The 19,257-nt window shown below is 49.4% G+C and carries 15 protein-coding genes; 3 read left to right on the top strand and 12 right to left on the bottom strand.

Features of this window, described 5'->3' with window-relative positions:
- Window positions 1-34: 34 nt before the first annotated feature.
- Window positions 35-1,282: a serine hydroxymethyltransferase gene (gene glyA, locus HMPREF9469_RS15085; RefSeq protein ID WP_007863354.1), complete on the bottom strand. Its 1,248-nt coding sequence runs from the start codon at window positions 1,280-1,282 to the stop codon at window positions 35-37.
- A 282-nt stretch (window positions 1,283-1,564) separates the two neighbouring features.
- Here glyA and HMPREF9469_RS15090 point away from each other — a divergent pair, with 282 nt between their 5' ends.
- From HMPREF9469_RS15090 to HMPREF9469_RS15100, 3 genes are all read left to right on the top strand, one after another.
- Window positions 1,565-1,903, top strand: a complete 339-nt coding sequence (locus HMPREF9469_RS15090) for a hypothetical protein (protein ID WP_007863356.1) — start codon at window positions 1,565-1,567, stop codon at window positions 1,901-1,903.
- A 156-nt stretch (window positions 1,904-2,059) separates the two neighbouring features.
- A complete protein-coding gene (locus tag HMPREF9469_RS15095; protein ID WP_007863357.1) occupies window positions 2,060-3,310 on the top strand; it encodes a DUF2157 domain-containing protein in 1,251 nt (416 codons plus the stop codon).
- Window positions 3,291-3,839: a GDYXXLXY domain-containing protein gene (locus tag HMPREF9469_RS15100; RefSeq protein WP_040416389.1), complete on the top strand. Its 549-nt coding sequence runs from the start codon at window positions 3,291-3,293 to the stop codon at window positions 3,837-3,839. The genes HMPREF9469_RS15095 and HMPREF9469_RS15100 overlap by 20 nt, the downstream gene beginning before the upstream one ends.
- Window positions 3,840-3,936: 97 nt before the next feature.
- On the opposite strand, the gene HMPREF9469_RS15105 is transcribed toward HMPREF9469_RS15100, so the two are convergent.
- From HMPREF9469_RS15105 to HMPREF9469_RS15155, 11 genes are all read right to left on the bottom strand, one after another.
- Window positions 3,937-4,413 carry an SIS domain-containing protein gene (locus HMPREF9469_RS15105; protein ID WP_007863360.1) on the bottom strand — a complete coding sequence of 159 codons (477 nt, stop codon included), beginning with the start codon at window positions 4,411-4,413 and terminating at the stop codon, window positions 3,937-3,939.
- Window positions 4,410-5,699 carry a sulfatase family protein gene (locus HMPREF9469_RS15110; protein ID WP_007863363.1) on the bottom strand — a complete coding sequence of 430 codons (1,290 nt, stop codon included), beginning with the start codon at window positions 5,697-5,699 and terminating at the stop codon, window positions 4,410-4,412. The genes HMPREF9469_RS15105 and HMPREF9469_RS15110 overlap by 4 nt, the downstream gene beginning before the upstream one ends.
- A gap of 4 nt (window positions 5,700-5,703) precedes the next feature.
- A complete protein-coding gene (locus HMPREF9469_RS15115; RefSeq protein WP_007863365.1) occupies window positions 5,704-7,080 on the bottom strand; it encodes a PTS transporter subunit EIIC in 1,377 nt (458 codons plus the stop codon).
- A 125-nt stretch (window positions 7,081-7,205) separates the two neighbouring features.
- Complete coding sequence (locus HMPREF9469_RS15120; RefSeq protein ID WP_007863366.1) at window positions 7,206-8,678, bottom strand: sulfatase; 1,473 nt, start codon at window positions 8,676-8,678, stop codon at window positions 7,206-7,208.
- Between the two features lie 76 nt (window positions 8,679-8,754).
- The gene (locus tag HMPREF9469_RS15125; protein ID WP_040416391.1) at window positions 8,755-9,852 is read right to left on the bottom strand and encodes a LacI family DNA-binding transcriptional regulator; all 1,098 of its coding nucleotides are present in this window, start codon (window positions 9,850-9,852) and stop codon (window positions 8,755-8,757) included.
- A 97-nt stretch (window positions 9,853-9,949) separates the two neighbouring features.
- Window positions 9,950-11,410, bottom strand: a complete 1,461-nt coding sequence (locus HMPREF9469_RS15130; RefSeq protein ID WP_007863370.1) for a DEAD/DEAH box helicase — start codon at window positions 11,408-11,410, stop codon at window positions 9,950-9,952.
- A gap of 85 nt (window positions 11,411-11,495) precedes the next feature.
- Window positions 11,496-12,584: a DNA alkylation repair protein gene (locus HMPREF9469_RS15135; protein ID WP_007863372.1), complete on the bottom strand. Its 1,089-nt coding sequence runs from the start codon at window positions 12,582-12,584 to the stop codon at window positions 11,496-11,498.
- Window positions 12,585-12,675: 91 nt separating this feature from the next.
- The gene (locus HMPREF9469_RS31370; RefSeq protein ID WP_007863381.1) at window positions 12,676-14,700 is read right to left on the bottom strand and encodes a DUF6783 domain-containing protein; all 2,025 of its coding nucleotides are present in this window, start codon (window positions 14,698-14,700) and stop codon (window positions 12,676-12,678) included.
- A 105-nt stretch (window positions 14,701-14,805) separates the two neighbouring features.
- A complete protein-coding gene (locus tag HMPREF9469_RS15145; protein ID WP_007863387.1) occupies window positions 14,806-15,426 on the bottom strand; it encodes a hypothetical protein in 621 nt (206 codons plus the stop codon).
- A gap of 58 nt (window positions 15,427-15,484) precedes the next feature.
- Window positions 15,485-17,329: an ABC transporter ATP-binding protein gene (locus tag HMPREF9469_RS15150; protein ID WP_007863388.1), complete on the bottom strand. Its 1,845-nt coding sequence runs from the start codon at window positions 17,327-17,329 to the stop codon at window positions 15,485-15,487.
- Between the two features lie 3 nt (window positions 17,330-17,332).
- Entirely contained in the window at window positions 17,333-19,156 is a 1,824-nt protein-coding gene (locus tag HMPREF9469_RS15155; RefSeq protein WP_007863390.1) for an ABC transporter ATP-binding protein, read from the bottom strand.
- Window positions 19,157-19,257 lie beyond the last annotated feature (101 nt).

Below are 19,257 nucleotides of genomic sequence, written 5' to 3' on the forward strand. Positions count from 1 at the left end.
ATCGGTTACGTGTTCCCTATATCGATTGATAGTCCTATTTGTAGATCGGATACTTATCACAGAGTTTTGTGACCTCGCCCCTGATATAATCAGCCTGATTCTCAAAGTCCGTGGCAGCCAGCCAGATGCACTCGGCAATCTTAGGCATATCCTCTTCCTTCAGACCCCTTGTGGTGATGGCCGGTGTTCCAATGCGGACGCCGGATGTGACAAACGGGCTTCTGGGGTCGTTGGGAACCGTGTTCTTGTTCAGCGTAATAAACACCTCATCACAGCGGTTCTGCAGTTCCTTGCCGGAAACATCCATTCCCCGCAGGTCCACCAGCATCAGGTGATTGTCCGTGCCCCCTGTAAGGAGCTTGAAGCCCTGGTTCTGAAGAGCCTCTGCCAATGCCTTTGCGTTTAACACTACCTGGTGCTGATATTCCTTAAACTCAGGTCTCAGGGCTTCCCCAAAGCAGATCGCCTTGCCGGCGATCACATGCTCCAGCGGTCCGCCCTGGGTTCCCGGGAAGATAGCCTTGTTAAAGTTAAACTTCTCAGCCGCTTCCTTGTTGGCCAGGATCATGCCTCCCCTGGGTCCCCTTAAGGTCTTGTGGGTGGTTGTGGTCACTACGTCAGCGTAAGGAATGGGGCTTGGATGCTCCCCTGCTGCAACAAGGCCTGCGATATGGGCCATATCTACCATGAGATATGCGCCTACTTCGTCAGCTATTTCACGAAATCTCTTAAAATCAATGGTTCTGGCATATGCGCTGGCGCCTGCCACAATGAGTTTTGGCTTTGCCTCTTTGGCGATCCGCTCTAACTCGTCATAGTCAATGTATCCCTCGTCATTCACGCCATATGGTACGATATTGAAGTAAAGGCCGGAAAAGTTAACTGGGCTTCCGTGGGTCAGATGGCCGCCATGGTCCAGATTCATACCCATGACCGTATCCCCTGGTTTTAACATGGCGACAAATACCGCCATGTTGGCCTGTGCTCCGGCATGGGGCTGGACATTGGCGTAATCACAGCCAAACAGTTTCTTGGCACGCTCGATTGCCATGGTCTCCACCACGTCCACACACTGGCATCCGCCGTAGTAACGCTTTCCTGAATATCCCTCCGCATACTTATTGGTAAGTACGGTTCCCATCGCCATCATCACCGGCTCAGAAACGATATTCTCAGATGCGATCAGCTCCAGGTTGCGTCTCTGGCGCGCGCACTCCGCCTGAATGGCCTCGCCCACTTCCTTGTCATATCCGGTAATAAAATCCATTACTTCATTAACCATTGTCCTACCTCTTCCTTTCGTTTTCGCCTGCTAACGTGACAGCCTTTTTCTGCTGATTATAACCTATCTATGGTTAAAAAGCAAGTCATAGAGCGGCCTCCGGAGAGAATAGACTGACAACTTTTTAACGCACTTCTTAATGTTTCCGTAATAATCATAGTACTTTCTTTATACTTTAGACACAATTTGGTCACAATTATAGTCTATTATCAAATTCGTTCCAAAAATTTACGTTTTATGGAAAATCTCATCGGGAGGTTTTCAAAGGAGAGGAGAACTATTATGAAAAAATCTATGACAAAATCCATGACAGCTGTTCTGGCAGCAGCAATGATCGCAGCAGGACTGACTGCTTGCGGCGGTTCTGACAACAAGGCAGAAACCACCACAACTGTAGAGACCACTGTAGCTGCTACAGAGGAGACCACCACAGCAGAGGCTTCCGAGGAAGAGACCACTGTTGCTGAGGAAACAAGCGAAGAAGCTGATGCGGAAGCTACCACAGAAGAAGCTGCCGATGCTGAGGAATCCACTGAGGCTGAGGCTTCTGAGGAAGAGTCCACCGAGGCTGCCGCTGACGCAGCAGCTGCTGTAGAGGAGACAACTAAGGCTGCTAACTAATCAGCGTTAGGCAAGACCAAAAGGCCGGGGCATTTGTTTGCCCTGGCTTTTTTAGTCCAAAATAATGACAAATGTCATTCCACCTGTTACAATCAACATCTGTTTCAATTCCCCGGACCAGGTTATAATGATCTTATAAGAAAGGGGGGCGAAACAATGAATTCAAATGAATTTTACAATGAGTTAAAACACCTCACCCAGCTGGGATATCTGGACCAGGTCCAGCTTGACCGGATCCGGGACGAGTACATAGAAACCAGGAGGGACCACCGTAACATGTTCCTGATATTTGCCTTGTTAGGTGTGATCTTTGTGGGAGCGGGCGTGATCTCCCTGTTCGCCTATAACTGGTCCATGTTTTCCAGGGAAATGAAAGCCCTGATCTCATTCCTTCCCCTTTTTGGCGTTCAGGGACTCCTTTACTGGAAAATACGCACCCAGGCGTCCGATGTATGGATCAAATCCCTTACCCTGGCTCTTGGCATTGCGTTTTTATCCGCTCTGGGTCTGATCTACCAGGCGTACCAGATCTCCCTCAGCCTTCATTCCATGCTGCTCACCGGCTTTCTGGTCATGCTGCCCGTGGTCTATCTTTTGGACGGATATTATCTGGCTATCCTGTACATGGCGGGCATATGCTGGGCCGGCGGAAACAGTGACTACACCCTGTTAGTCCTCCTGTTGGTCCCCTATTATATCAATCGGGTGAAACAGGGGGAGACCTGCTGGCAGTTATCACTGTGTTTCTTTTTCTGGATCCTTTATCTGGCCTTCCTGTACCTGTCAGGCGGCGCCTTTTATGCATGTGTCCTTGTGCTGTTTATCTATATGACCATTGAAAAGCCCGGCCTTTACCCCAGGCTGGCGGGAAGGCTGCTGTACACAATGCTGTTTTTAAAAGCTGCCTTTTATGTGTTCTTTAATGAGCTTACAGAACTGTTTGCGTACGGGGAGTCCAACCGGTATTTTCCTCATCTCCCCCGGTTCCTGCTTCTGGCACTGATGATCGCAGCTCTGGTCCGGCTGTATCTGTTTTGTCGAAAACAGCCAGAGGATGGGCGTGTGGGCCTGCTCCTGTCCCTGATCCTGTGCAGCCTGCTGGTAACAGACCTGATCCTGTTCCCAGAGACCTATGTGTTTGCTTATGAAGTCCTTGTGAATCTCTGCCTCATTGCATTCAGCCTGTACAAGCTGCTGGCAGGTGTAAAGGCAGCCAACCTTCCCTCTGTCCGGCGCTACACGGCCGCCATCATCCTGTATATCCTGTTCAAGGTATTTCTCGGGAATTACCAGCTGATGGTAAAAGGGATCGTCTTTCTCATGGCGGGCCTGGCTTTCTTTGCCGTCAATTACATGATGACCTTAAAGCTGAAAGGGGTGAATACGCATGAAACAAAATCGGAATAAAATGATCCTGTCGGCATTTTTACTGCAGATCCTGGTACTCCTCTCTGTCATTGCCCTGGTTTACGGGATATCAGCCAAGGGCCAGACCGTGACCCTTACCATGACCGGATACGATCCCTATGACGCCCTGCGCGGGCGCTACATCCGGCTCAGCAATCCGGACAGCCGAGTCATTCTGGACCCCGGATCCATAGAGCGCTACGAAAACAGGCGGGGCCGGGATCCCTACGTGTACGTGGTTCTGAACAGGGATCCCGGCACCGGCCTATCCTCATTCTCCTATGCATCCCTGGACCGGCCCGATCCTGCAACACCCTATATCAGATGCTCCTCCGATTATCTGCGGACCTATGAGGGGGAATCGTGGGTCAGCATCCATCCCAGGATCGATCAGTATTATTTAACCGAAAAACATGCCGGGCACCTGGACCAGTCCATCCGCTGGGATACACCGGTCCGTCTGACCCTGAAAATATGGCACGGCATGTATGCCATTGATGGGATCGAGGTGGACGGGCAGGCCTATTAAAGCTCCCGATTTCTAATATCCATACCTAAAAAACGTACGGTTTTCCGCCACAAAGGTTCATACTCTGCAAAAACCGTACGTTTGTCACATTCCATATCTAATTTTGGATCTTGGAATTATAGTCCAGGCAGGCCGTAACCTCCTGGGAATACCGGTTCATATACATAAAATAGATCATGTCCACCAGATACAGCATGGCAAGCCTGCTTATAGTGGAGGTCCTCCGATCCCTGGCTTCGCTGCCGTACACATAGATGATATAATCAAACTCCTCCTCAAACTGCCGGTTGCTATGGTGGGTCATCAATATGGTGGCAGCGCCTTCTTCCCTGGCGATCCTCAGATTATCAAGCACATCCCGGGTGGTCCCGCTGTAGGTGATCCCCCAGAAGATAGTCCCCCTCCCTGCGTTCCTGGCTGCAAAATACTGCAGATTAATATCATTTAATGCCTGACAGTTTTTCTTGATCCTCTTAAACCGCAGTTCTAAATCCTTTGCAATGATCCACGAACTTCCAAGCCCAAGGACCACGATCTCCCCGGCCTCATGAAGCCTCTCGATCATCTGGTTCATCTGAACCGTATCCCGGTCTCTTCCCTCCAGGCTTTAAGGCGTCCGGCCAGCTCATTTTTTATGGTAGCATAATCCGGATGGGAATTCAAGTTCTCCATCTCATTGGGATCAAAGAGCAGGTCATAGAGCTGCTCCCCTGCTTTCTGCCGATTCATGATGCCCCCTTCCACCAGGGCCTGCTTGATCACGGACTCGTCACAGTTGGCCAGATTATACTGTTTCCAGTCATTGTCATAATACTCAATATACTTGTACCGGTCTGTGCGGATACAGCGCTGTGGCTCGTAGGACGCATGGAAATTCACTTCCGCAAACACCTCATCCCGCACCCGTACCCCCGGGTCCTTAAACACGGCTGAGAAGTCCCTGCCCTGGGCATATCCGGGCACAGGCAGGCCGCACAGGCTGCACAGTGTAGGCAGCAGATCGATCTGGGACAGCAGGCCGTCATAAACGCGGCCCATAGACTGTGGGAATCCGGGCACCCGCATGATAAAGGAAACCGCCATTCCCGCGTCCTTCAGCCCGCATTTGGAATAGGGGTTGGGGAGGCCGTGATCCGTTGTATAGATAATGATTGTTTGATCGTAAAGCCCGCTCTCTTTTAAGCCCTGCATCACACGGCCGAAACAACGGTCATAGGAGGCCAGTGACTTATGAAGCCTGGCCGTGTCCTCTCGGGTGCTTTGGTTATTCATTACATTTCCAGGAACCGCTATGTAATTGGGATCATACTGTTTCCGGTCCTCATCCGACAGTTCCGGGTAGATCCTGTGGGTGGCATGGGTTCCGTAAGAGAGGAAAAAGGGCCGGCTTCCATCATAGGAATCCAGAAATCCCCTTACCCTTTCTGCATTCCTCCAGTCCCATTCCAGCAGATCCGTATCATTTGCCACAAAGGTATCTTCCACTGATAGATTCGTATCATACCCCAGATCACGGCTTGCCCTCTCCGCCCGCCAAAGGGGTCTCCAGAAATCCCTCTCATGCTGTACCCCCGCCAGTATGGAATGATAGCCGTGTTCATGCAGATAGGATGCCATATGGTGTTTTTTCTCAGTAATGTCATGCCCCCTCTGGGACAGGCCGTTCAGTCCGTTGCAGTGGGAATACTGGGATGTCATCATAGCCCCCCGGCTGGGTGAGCAGGTGGGGCTGGCACAAAACATAGCCTCAAATACCATTGCATCCTTTGCAAACTCCATCAGGTGTCCGGTGGGAACATGAAACCCATAGGGGCTGATGTATTTTCCCGTATCATGGGTGTGCATAAGCAATATGTTCATTTCCCTAGATTCCTTTCTTCTTAATATAAACCGCGGTGAGGACAAATGAGATGCCGGCTGATATGAGGCAGACCAGGGTATACTCCACTGCACCGCCGTTGAGGAACAGCAGGTAACCGGGGATCGCCGAAACTCCCATACCGGTGGCGCTCAGATGCATCAAAGCCGAAAACAGGCCGCCGAATGCGCTTCCGATACAGCCCAGCACAAAGGTCACGCTGTAGGGCAGGGTAATTCCAAAGATTGCCGGTTCCGTGATCCCAAACCATGCCGCAATGCTGCTGGAGCCTGCCAGGGCCTTTAACTTTTTGTCTTTGGCAAAGCAGAAAAACGAAGTCACCACCCCTGCCTGGCCCACCACTGCAGCCGTCCTTATGGGCATGTACATATTGGTGCCCATTTCCTCCAGGAAATTGATGTCAATGACCCACAAGCCATGGTGTATTCCTAAAATAACAAGGATCTGCTGAAGGCCCCCGATGATAAATCCGCCGATTCCAAAGGGGAGCTGGACCAGCATCCGGAACGCGCTCACCACTCCTGCCTCGACCACATGGATCACAGGACCCACACCAAACAGAATAACAAACAGGGAGATCCCCAGGGTAAGGATGGGGGTAAGGATGATATCAAACACATTGGGCACAAATCTACGGCACATATTCTCAATCTTTGCAGTGAGCCATCCGCCTACAATGGCGACCAGCACAGAACCCTGGAATCCGGTGAGCTTAAACGTAATCCCCAGCAGCTGGATCAGCATGGGTTCTGCATTTCCCTTGCCAACCGCTCCCGCTGCCGGAAGGGTGCTGCTGATCACCATCAGGCCCAATACAAACCCAAGTATGGGCGACCCGCCGAACTTCTTTGCCGCGGAATAACAGATCAGTGCCGGAAGAAAGGAAAAACCCGTGTCAATGAGGATTGCCATGATGTTGTACCAGTTGGAATCCGTGGCCATCAGTCCGCTTCCTGTCAAAAATGACCTCACGCCCATCAGAATCCCGCTGGCAACGATCACTGGGATCACTGGGAGAAAGATATCGCCGAACATTCTTGATATCCTCTGGATCCCATTGCCTCCCTTTGCTTCGATCTGCGCTCCATTGCCCGTGCCATCCCCCGCGCCCTCTCCGGCCAGAGCCGTAAATTCCTTATAAACCTTATTTACGATCCCTGTTCCCAGTATGATCTGGAACTGTCCTCCGCTCTCGATCATCCCCTTTACAAGAGGAAGGTCTTTTAACTCTGCTTCCCGCACCTTTTTTGGATCCCTTAATACAAGCCGCAGCCTGGTTGCACAGTGAGCTGCCTGCATCACATTCTCAACACCGCCTGTATACAGGAGGATCTTTTCAGCCGTTTCTCTATCATCCGCCATAATAAGCCCCTTTTCTACATATTATTACCAGCGCGCTTTGGTTGTCTCCATTATATAGTGACCGTGGTTTAAATACAATCATCCCGGGGCCTTGTGGTATTTATTCCGGAAAACAGGTATTTATTTCAGCGGGAGTGCCTTCCCTGCAGCCCCAGCCTCTTATACTGTTCCTCAGGAGCCTCCGACTCCCTCATCAGCCGGATCATGGCTTCCTTCATGCGCTCCTCCACCGCCTTATCCTTTATGGGATGGTTCTGTCCCGGGTCCTCCTTCAGGTCAAACAAAAGGTCCCCGTACTTCATGTGGCGGTCATACCAGTAGGAAGAATTATCCGGTGAGGCGGATGTCTCTGCCGGTATTTTCATCAGTGGCACACCCTTTGTAAACTCAAAGGAATCACACAGCTCCCGCTCCGCCTTTTTCAGTTCCTCCACTGAAAAAGGGGTGAAAATATGGGTGGGCATTATGGTGTAATTGTACAGAGTCTCCTCCCTTCCCGAGCGCATGTACACATAGTCTCCGTCCGTTATATTCACATGCTTTCCAAACCCGCCGAACAGCGCGTACTCACGGCCCACAGCCCCCTGGCGCAAAACCGGAAGCAGGGATCTTCCCTGCATCTGCTCCGGTATGCCAATGTGAAAAAAGTCGCAGAGCGTTGGCGCAATGTCAATGGTCTGTGACAGCGCCTGGTTCCTGACATTCTTTCCCCCTGACACGGGATCCCAGATAAAAAAGGGAAGATGGGTGATCTCCTCGTACAGGGGCATATAATTCTTAGCATAATAACCATGCTCTCCCAGAAGAAAGCCATGATCCGTGTTCACGATCAGCATCGTATCCTTCCACATGTTGTGTTCATCCATAAAATCAAGAAGTTTTCCAAGATAGGTGTCGCAAAAAGTGAGCAGCGCACAGTAATTCAGCCTGACGCTCTCCAGCGTTTCCTCATCCGTAACCGGTTCATAAGGAGGCCAGTCAAAGGAAAGATCTTTGTCACTGTACATCTTCTTATAGGATTCCGGCACGTAAAACGGCTCATGGGGGTCAAAATACTCCACATGCAGGCACCAGTTGTCCTGTTCCACATTCTTTTCCAGAAACTCCATGGCAGAGCGGAAAACCCTGACATGAGGAAAATCCTCCTCATCCTTTATGTATTCCCGGTTCACATACTCCTGCCGCTTCAGATCCTGAAAATCCGTGTAGCCGCAGACATCCCCTTTCCACAGGTCCCCTTCCTGCCCTCTCACAAACTCATAGGTTGAGAACTTTGTATGATATGTCAGCCCTCCTTCCTGCCAGTAATGGGCATGGTCCGAGATAAAATGCGTGTAAATTCCATTCTTTCCCAAAAGTTCATACACAGAATTGTCATAGGGTTCCATCGGCCCCCAGCTTCTGTGGAGAAAATTATACCGCCCCGTGTGCATCTCCCTTCTGGCAGGCATACACGGCAGGCTTCCCGCGTAAAAACAGTCAAAGGCGGCTGTCCGCTCCTGAAGGCGCCGGAAATTCTCCGTGATGGTAAAGTCACAGCCATACGGGGACAGCAGGTGACGGTTCAGTGAGTCATACATAATGTTGATTACTTTCATTTGTTTCTCTCCTTTGCATACGTATTCATAAAAATGTAAAATAAAATGGCTATGCAAACATAGTCCATTTCATTCCTTAAACCGGACCGCTGGATTCCCTGATAATCAGCTGGGGCAGGATCTTTGGACGGATCCCTTCCCCCTCTTCCCCTCTGAGTTTTGCATACAAAAGCCGGCAGCATTGTTCCGCGATCTCCTGCCCCGGCATGCTAACAGTTGTAAGGCGGGGACGGAACCAGGCGCCTATCTTTAAGCCGTCAAACCCTGTCACGCTGATCTGATCCGGGATCCTGATCTGAAGCTCCTTTAATGCCTCCATGACTCCCAGGGCCATGGCGTCATTGTACGCGCAGACAGCCGTATAATCCCTGAACATATCCTTATGCTCCATCACGGCCCGGTATCCTGACTCAAATGTAAGGTCTCCGTGGAGAAACTGTTTGGGTTCCAGGATCACGCCGTACTTTTTCAGTCCGTCCCGGATTCCCTGTTCCCTGAGTCTGATGGCCCCCATCTTCTCCATGGCGGACACACACAGGATCCGCTTGTGTCCGCACCGGCCCAGATACTCCCCCAGCACCTCACCGCCATGGTGGTGGTCCACAGCCACGGTGCTCCTCTCCTCAGCCCCCGCCTGTTCCGGATTATAACGGATAATGGGGACCGGGTGGCCTGTCTCATACCACCTGTCCTGGGAAATGCTGGACTCGATCACGATCAGCCCGTCCACCTTCCGGTTGCGGATCACCCGCTCAACGCCTGATATCTTATCCTCCGGTTCATGACCGCCCAAGGCCAGCAGGTCATATCCGTGGGCCTGCAGATGGTTGCGGATACAGTTAAAAAGGTTCCCTATATAGATATTGGAATCAAAATCAATAAAATGGTCCGGAAAGACAACGCCGATCGTCCCGGTGCTGTTGGTCTTAAGACTTTTTGCATTGCTGTTGATCTCATAACCGTACTCTTTGGCCACGGCACGGATCCGCTCCGCCGTCTCCCCTTTTACAAGACTGCTCCCATTCAGGCTTCTGGAAACCGTTGACTGGGACACGCCCAGAAGTTTTGCTAATTCCTTTGAGGTCATCTCATCCTTCCCTCCAATCCCGGGCATGGCCTGCGCCACGCAGGCCGGCCGGGATGAACTAAATCCATCCGCCCCTCTTTTTTGCATACGTATGCTTTTTTATTTATACTACACCGGGACAGCGGATTTGTCAATCCTCTGTCCCGTTAAACATATATATTCCATATGCCAGGCCCTCATGCCCTTACATCAGCCCCTGAACCTTAACGCTTCTCACTTTCCTAACCTTGCCTTTTAAGGTTTTATCCTTAAGCGCATCTAAAACCATTTCCCCCTTTTGGTTCAAAATCTCCACATAGCTCAAACTGTCCCTTATATCTATGATTCCTATGTCCGTCACATCCACGCCATCGATGGTGCAGATTGTGGCCACAATATCATTGGCTCTGATCTTTGATTTCCGTCCTCCGCCAATGGCCAGCCTCATTATATCCTTATTAAACCCATTTCCATCCTGGTCCTTTAACCTGGTTTTCACGCGTTGGCTTTCCCAGAATGCTTTTTCCCTGTCATGTTCCGGAACCGGCGCTTCCTCCACGTAAAACGTCCGGCCCATGTACTCCTCCACCATCTTAAGCATCCGCCTGTCATCTTCGCAGACCAGGCTCACAGCAGTTCCCGTCTTTCCATTTCTGCCCGTGCGTCCGATCCGGTGGACATAGGTTTCTCTCCCAGTTGGGAAATCATAATTGATCACATGGGTGATATCCTTAAAATCAATGCCTCTTGCAGCCACATCCGTTGCGATCAGGAATCTGAATCCGCCTCTGCGAAAGGCATTGACGGTTTTCAGCCGCTCCTTCTGCTCCATTTCCCCGTGAAGCATTCCGCAGAAGATCCGGTTCCTTCTCAGCTTCTGGAACAATACGTTCACCATCTCCCTGGTCCCGCAAAAAATAATGGCATTATCGGGATTTTCCAGCTTTAGGACTTTGATAAAGGTATCATACTTATCCTCGGATGCTGTTTCATAAAACAACTGCCTGATGGCAGCCTCCTCCTCCGGCTGTGCATCACATGTCACGGTAACTGCATCCTGAACAAAACCATCTGTCAATTGGCAGACCTCAGGCTTTAATGTGGCGGAGAACAGGGAAATCCCCGCATCCTGCGGAAGCTTTGAAAGAATTTCCTTTACCTCGTCCGCAAATCCCATATCAAGCATCAGATCCGCCTCATCGATCACCACCCGGCTGACCTTGTTAAGCTTCAGGGTTTCCCTGCGGATATGGTCCATCAAACGTCCGGGGGTTCCCACAATCATGTGGGACTTCTGCTTCAGGGTACGGATCTGCTTGTCAATGGGAAATCCTCCGTAAACGGCCGCCACCTTCAGCCGTTTCAGCCGTCCGATCAAAAACAACTCATCCCGCACCTGTTCCGTCAATTCCCTGGTGGGTTCCAAGATCAGGACCTGGGGCAGATTCTCCTCCCAGACCGCGTGCTCACAGACCGGGATTCCAAACGCCGCTGTTTTCCCGCTTCCCGTGGGCGCTTTTGCCAATACATTGTTTCCTGACAGCATAAGGGGGATAACGGACTGCTGGATCCGGGTGGGGGTCCGGTAGCCCAGTACCTCCAGGGACTTGATGATATCGTCTGATAGTTTGTAGCTGTTGAAAAAATTATTTTCCTCTATGTTCATATATCCTCACAATTTTTCTTAGTCATTTATGGTGCGTGGACCATATTCCGCTGCTCTAATGTGCATTTAAATACAACGGGCCATATTACATCACCAACTCAAAATCCTGACCGCACCGCTCCACACCATTGACAATCAGTGTAAGGGAATGGGTTCCCGGATAATGCCTCCTGGTACTTAGATCCGCAAAAGAATGTTTTTTCTCATAAAACTTTTTTTCATTATCATCCAGCAAAATTTCAGAGATCTGGAATATTTTCCTGTTTCTTCTCCCATTGGCCTTTACGTAATCAATTCCGTATTCCAGTCTTACCTTTGCGGCCTCCTTAGCGGAAATGTAAAAGGAAAAAACAATATCCTCCCCTATTGAGACAGCGGACGGCGCCAGGCAAAAGTCTTCCACTTCTATGGAATCAACATCGTGATATCCGAACATAGCCATCACATCCCGATTGCCCTTTTTTAACAATGTCCTGCATCCATGCTTTACGATCCAGTCCGTGTATTCGTTTTTGCCATACCAGTCCTTTGCAAGCTTTATGACCAGTTCCGGATGCGTCTTGGAAATATCATTCAGGTTATTGGCAACGCTCTTTCGTACATACGGGGATGGATCGGCCTTCAGCTGCTCCAATATAGGCAGGATCGGTGTGGGATCCTTTTTATACTTATTCAATGCCTGCCCCCAGGGCAGCTGAGGCCGGCAGCCCTCACTGGCCAATCTGCGGACATGCTCATTTTCATGTTTGGACCAGGCATACATCTGTGCCATCATCCGCTCCTCATGGTGAATGATAAAAGGCCTTACTGCAAATTCAGAGGAGGAATAGGTGGTATATCTCTCCAGCGCAGCTATGGATAGATCCCAATTCTCCTCATCCTGTCCGTAGACCTCCACAAAATCCGGAAATAAAATCCCAAACAATCCGGAAGGACAGTCCGCGATCACCTGGTCTAAAACAGCAAGGGCCTCCCTGTAATCTGCGGGCAGATATGTTCCCAGACTTATATTTATTTTTCTTACCCTGGCTTTTAGCTCCAGATCATCCCATGTCTCATCCATGGTTGATCTCACAAACTCCTCCGCCTGAAAGGCTGGGTAAACGGATCGAATCGCCGCTGCGATTTCATTAAGAGATTTTGGGTTGAACATGTTTTTTAATAAATCAGCCATGTGTTTTTTCTCCTGTTGTATTATATGTACTCTCGGAGTCTCCTCGGCACCCGTCTTTGCGGCTGAGATTCCGAGAGTACACTTATTTTTATCAGCTGTTTTCCCGAAGGATGCCATCAATTTCAGCAACGGAAGCCTTCCCGCTCTCCTCATTCCCAAGGATATACACTTCTGCATCCATATGCAAAAGATACTTCTTTAAAAATTCCCAATAATACAGGTCGATCCCTGTCGCCTCATAAGTCCGGATCCCTGTTTCCCTGATCTGACACTGTTCTTTCCACTGCTGCGCCGCCTCCCTTGACCGGAAAAGCAGCAGATTTCCTCCCACTGAATATGTTTTTCCCGTATTACATGCCCCGGAAAATTCCATCAAAGCCCAAAAGGGAGTACCCACGGTCCTCTTTGTGGGCAGACAATGCAGATTTCTCAAGTATCTTTCCGGATTTATCTGAAACATAACATTTCCTATTGATCGGAACAGGTCAATGCCAAGCCATGTATGGGGTGACTCCGGGTCAATACCCGCCACCCTGCTGTCCGTGAAAAACGCCAGCAGCCATTGAAAGCTTTTTAAAACTTCCAGCAGATCATCAAAACCTGCAAACAGTTTTAAAAACTCCGGCTGGTCAGCATACAGCACCTGGCCGTCCAGGCCCGCTGATCGCTTCAAGTTCCCTGCCAGCCTCCTGGTCACCGGATAAACAAATACCGTGTCCGGTTTTTCCCTCGGGTTAAAAAACAAGACCGTAAAACAGCTGTCATTTTCCTTATGAGTCAGGTCCCCTATATACAATTCGCCTTTTTCCCTGGCCTTTTGAATCCATTTCAGGCAGTGGGAAAAGTCCTCCAACAGGACAAACAGCATCTTAGGCCCGGCTGGTAAAAATCCCGCACGCTCATTTGCGCTGTCATATTCCATAAACGGAATCATTAAAAATCCTGCTTTTTCAAGGAAATGCTCCAGTTTCCTTCCGCTCCACTCATACCCGGAATACCAGGACCCATCCGCCAGGTCAGCTCTGCCTATGACAAAAACATCTTCCGCCTTACCTAAGTTATAGCAGTTTTTAATCACCAGCACGCCTTCCTGGCGCAGCATCTCCTCTCCAATGTCCCGTCTTACCCGAATATGCGAAAGATCAAAGGCTTTCACCCGCTCTGCCAGCTTTTCAACATAATCGAACTCATCAATCATACAGCGGTCAATATTTTGCAGTGCATGCTCCACCATATCTGAACAATACTTTATAAGGCCCGCATGTTTTAACTGTCCTATCCATACCTCCGGCTCCCATTGAACTTTCTGGTATCCGGATTTTCCATTTCCCTTTTTCCATTCCTGATACAGACCGTAAAACCGTTCGTCAAAATATCCGTGGCAGTCCAGATATGCCTGAAAAGCTGTTCCATCTCCAACCGCTGCCCGCCATTCCTCAGAAGCCACGTCCATATGCAACGCGTCCTTGCATAGCAGTGTTATCTGCCTGCATTTTTCCGTATGATCCATGTGTGTATCCTGGACCAATTCATAAAAATAAGAAGAAAACTCCCGGTACTCCTTTGTCTTGCTATTATACCCTTCCTGCACCGCTCTAGAGTGTGTTTGAAAATTGCTTTCTGGCAGCTGTACGTTATACTTTGTGGGAGATTTGGGCCCGATGAAGGAGGCGTAGTGGGCTACGCTGACTGAATTGGGGCCAAATATGCCGCGAAGTGGGGCGTGCAGATGGCGGGAATGAATTTTCAAACACGCTCTAAAGCCGCCATACTGGTAAAGAGACGCCAGTTCCATACTGTTTGCATAAATTTCATGAATTTTCCGCGTTCTCTGTTCCAAAATCAGATTTATCTTCTGTACGTGCTCCGCGTGCCGTTGATCCAGGGAATCTGCCGCTGCCTGTTCAAGGTCCAGGATATTCATCAGAATACCCGCCACTGATATCCCCTGCAGCTGGGCATGATAGATCTCATGGGCCTCCGAAACCTGCCCTGACTGAAACTTCAGATTATCGCCCATTGGCAGATAAATGCTCCCGCCTTCTTTAAAACAATACGTTCCCAGTATAACAGATCCCGCATCAGATTCTGCATTAGATTCTACATCATCCCCCACATCATCTCTCCTTTCGCCTGTCCTAACTGGAACACATAACAGATCCTGCAATGGGTGTTATGGCCCACCGTATAGCCTAAACTACGGCCGATCATATGGCCCACATTATGACCGGTATCTCTGCGCCACCCATTCACACAGCCAGATCCCATCTTCATTTACTTTAATGCTTTCCATCCGTTCCAGTTCTTCCAGAATTGTTGTATACCGCTCCTGGGTAAATTCCTTGTTGGAGGTCTGCCTGCACATACGGTTCGCGCAGTCCCATCCCTTTTCCAGGGAAATGATGTGGCGTTCATCCGCATTCTTCCACAATGACATAATAACGACAGCCTGTTCTTTAGTAATCTCAACCGACATCACATTCCTGATCATTTTCCAGATATGCAGGGCGGCACACACCTTTAAAATAGGGATATCCATAGCCAATGCCACGCCGGCCTCCACAGATTCAGGCAATGTATCAATCAGCTTTTTCATGTTTATCTTTATATTCCCAGGCTTGATAGACGTTCCTCTTTTATAATCACTCAGGGAAGACATGACCAGCATATGCATCACAGGCGGCTCCTGCTCCGGGGGAGTCATTATAATACAGCTGTCAAACATAGCATGTTTCACCTCAATGATCTGTGTATCATCTGCCTTCTGGATTCTGCAGTATTGTTCAATCTCTGATTCAAGTTCTTTTCGTTTGGATCTCATTAAGTCATTTCGTCTTTCCATTGTATCTTAATCTCCTTAGCCAGCCATAACATGTACAGTATCCGTTTATTTAAGGCCATCACGAACCGGCCTGTTCTCCTGCAAATACTTTCATAGCAGCTTCTTCCTCAAACTGCCTGGAATACAGTTCATAATAGTATCCCTTTTGCCCTAGCAATTCCAGATGGCTGCCCCGCTCTATGATCTTTCCATCCTTCACCACCAGTATCAGGTCTGCCTGGCGGATGGTTGATAAACGGTGTGCGATCACAAAGGAAGTATGGCCCTTCAGCAGATGGTCCGTGGCATCCTGAATCAGCTTTTCCGTCTGCGTATCAATTGAGGAAGTGGCTTCATCCAGGACAAAAATAGCAGGGTTGGCCAACACCGCCCGGGCAAATGAGATCAGCTGCTTCTCACCGGTGGACAACAGGCCTCCGCTTTCACCCACATCACTGTCATATCCCTTTTCCATTTTCCCCACAACCATATCCGCGGACACATTTCTTGCCGCCTCTTCAATCTCCTCGTCCGATGCGTCCAGGCGTCCATATCGTATATTCTCCCGCACAGTTCCTGAAAACAGGTGGGGATTTTGCAGCACATAGCCGATCTGGCTGTGCAGCCACAGCTGCGACCGCTCCCGGTAGTCCACCCCGTCAATCAGGATTCTTCCCTTTGTGGGTTCAAAGAACCTTCCCACCAGGTTAACAAGTGTGGACTTTCCAGCCCCTGTCTCCCCCACGATCGCCACATTCATGCCCGCAGGCACATGGAGGTTAAAATGTTCCAGTACATATTCCTTCCCATCCGGATACATAAAGGAAACATCTTCAAACACAATATCTCCCCGTATCTTTTCCCAATTTTCTTTATTAGGTGAAAATGCATCCCCATACTTTTCAAGCACATCTTTCCGGTCCACCACATTGGGCTTCTGTTCCAGCAAATCCATCACCCGCTCGATATTTGCCTGGCAGGAGATCAGATCGGCAAGCAGTCTGGCAAGCTGCTGGATGGGTTCAAATATGACAACCGCGTAAGAGATAAATACAGACAAGGTCCCAAGTTTGATGATATTTTCCCGGACCATGTAGCCGCCCTTTGCCAATACGACCGCGGAAGCCACTGAACTGAAAAACAAAATGGCCGGGATATACACCGCGTTCAGCTTTGCCGAATGGATCGCCGACTGATGCATATCCGATGTCTTTTCAAAGAAGCGCTTCTCATTGTCCCCTTCAATCACCATACTCTTTGACGTTTTAACTCCGGTAATGCCTTCATTGTAGGCGCTTGTGATCTGGGAATTGATCCGTCTCACCTTTCGGTTCCATTTTAAGATACGGTTCTGAAAATACACGGTCAGCAGGGCAATACACGGAACAATCATGGTAATGATACATGCCAGCCGGGCATTTAATAAAAACATGATCACAAACACACTGACCACATAAATCAGGGCCCAAAACATATCCACCAGCCCCCACGCGATCATTCCCGCGATCCTCAGCGTATCACTCATCACCCGGGCATGGATATAGCCCACCGGCGTTGTATTATAATAGGAAAATGATAATGTCTGCAAATGCTGAAACTGCGCCCTTTTTAAATCCTTTCCCACATTCATCTCAATTGTTGTAGCTGCATGGACGGACAGATACACACAAATCGTCTGGGCCACGATCACCAAACTATAAACCAGTGCAAATATCCCAAGCCCATGCATACGATCCGGTATAATAAAGGAATCAATGGCATAACTCTGGAACAGCGGCACCAGGATATCCACCCCTGCAAGCAGAATATTAAGCCCCAGGGTAATGGCAAAAAACTTTTTATATGGTTTAAAAAACGGAAACAGCTTCATCCAGATCTTAAAGCTGAAGGGATTATTATATTCTTGTTCTTCATATGCTGCCATCTGTCATCCCTCCATCTTCTCTCTGTCGTCACGGCTCATCTGTATATCATAAATCTTGCGGTAAATCCCATTTTTCCGTATCAATTCACCGTGGGTTCCGCATTCTTCTATTTGCCCCTGGTTCAGCACCATAATCTCATCCGCTCCCATAAGGGATGTCACTCGGTGGGATATGAGGATAACCGTTGCCTCTCTCATATGTTCCTTCAGGGCGCAGCGGATGTGATAATCGGTCTGGGAATCCACGGCTGATAAAGAATCATCAAATACCATGATCGGCGCTTTCTGAAGCAGCATTCTCGCAATGGCGATCCTCTGCTTCTGCCCCCCTGACAAAGTGACTCCCCGTTCCCCCACAAGTGTGTCATATCCGTCCGGAAAGCTCATAATGGCATCATCGATGCACGCGATCTGCGCCGCATACCGGATCTCCTCCATGGAGGCATCCGGCACGGAAGCCGATATATTTTCCCGTATCGTCCTGGAGTACAAAAAGGGCTCCTGCAAGACCGTTCCAATATTTCTCCGAAGCTCCTCTATGGGGATATCCCTGATCTCCCTGCCCCCAATACAAATACTCCCCCTGCTGTCCTTAAGCTCATACAGCCTGGAAAGGAGCTGTACCACTGTAGACTTCCCGCTGCCCGTTCCGCCTAAAACACCAAACGTCCTGCCCTCCGGGATCGTGAATGAAATGTCCTTAAGTACATCCTTTCCATCCTCATATCCGAAGGATACATGCTGAAAGGAAATATCGTACGTTTTAGGGGACGTTTCGTTTTCCTCTCCAAAACCAACATTTCCCTTCCCATAAATCTCCGCCCTTTTCCCATAAGCTTCTTCCTGGGAACGGATGATATAATCCACACGTTCAAATGAGACACCTGCTTTACTCATATCCGAAAGAATACGACCCAGGCCACGGATCGGCCACACCAGCGTTGAATTATAAGCGGCAAACGCAATAAATTCACCAACGGATATGAAACCATTTACCGCCTCCATCACTCCGAAGATAATGACCGCAACCACCTGAAGCCCCGTGATCAGGTCCCCAATTCCCCAATACAGGCCCGATAATGTTCCCAGCCGGATCCACAGCCTGGCAAAGGCATTATTCTTCTTATCAAACCGCTCCATCTCAAACTGTTCCCGGCCAAAGGCCCGCACCACACGCACTCCTGTTGCATTTTCCTGCACAACCGTGGACAGCTCTCCCTCCGCCTCATCCGCTGTGGTAAACCGCTTTGCGATCAATCTGTAAAACACCGTTGAATACACGATCACAACCGGCACGAACAGAAGAACGATACAGGAAAGCTTCACATTCATGGAAAACATCATAACAAACGATATAATTACAAGAAATGCCGTCCGGAATACCTCCAGAAGCTGTGTCACTACAAATCCACGTATCACCTCCACATCAGAGGTACACCGCTGGATAATATCCCCTGTCTGGTTCCTGTCGTGCCACTTCATGGGCAGCTTCTGCACATGGATAAACAATGCATCTCTCAGATTTTTAGCAAAATTCTCCCCTGCCTTGGCTGTATTGGTACGGCTGATATAGGTAAAAATCCCCGAAGCAACCGCCACCGCCACGATCATCATGGCCAGTATCCATAGGTGGCCGGACAGATAAGTCCCTCCGTTTCCGCTGAGCACCTCATCAATGCTGAACCGGAAAATCTGCGGTGTCAGGGCATTTAGTATGGTTGATATCAGGGATGCGGCTACGGCTGCTGCAAAATAGACTTTGGAGCCCTGGAGGAATTGGATGATCAGATGGAGTTTTCTGTATTTTGGCTTTGTAATATTTTTCATGATTCTATACTCTTTTCCCCGTACAAAAAAAGAGACGATTACTCGCCCCTTTTTTAGGTCCTCTCTTGACGGCGGTGACTCACCTGTTACTTAAATTTAGT

This window comes from [Clostridium] citroniae WAL-17108, from assembly GCF_000233455.1.
GTDB classification, from domain to species: Bacteria; Bacillota; Clostridia; order Lachnospirales; family Lachnospiraceae; genus Enterocloster; species Enterocloster citroniae.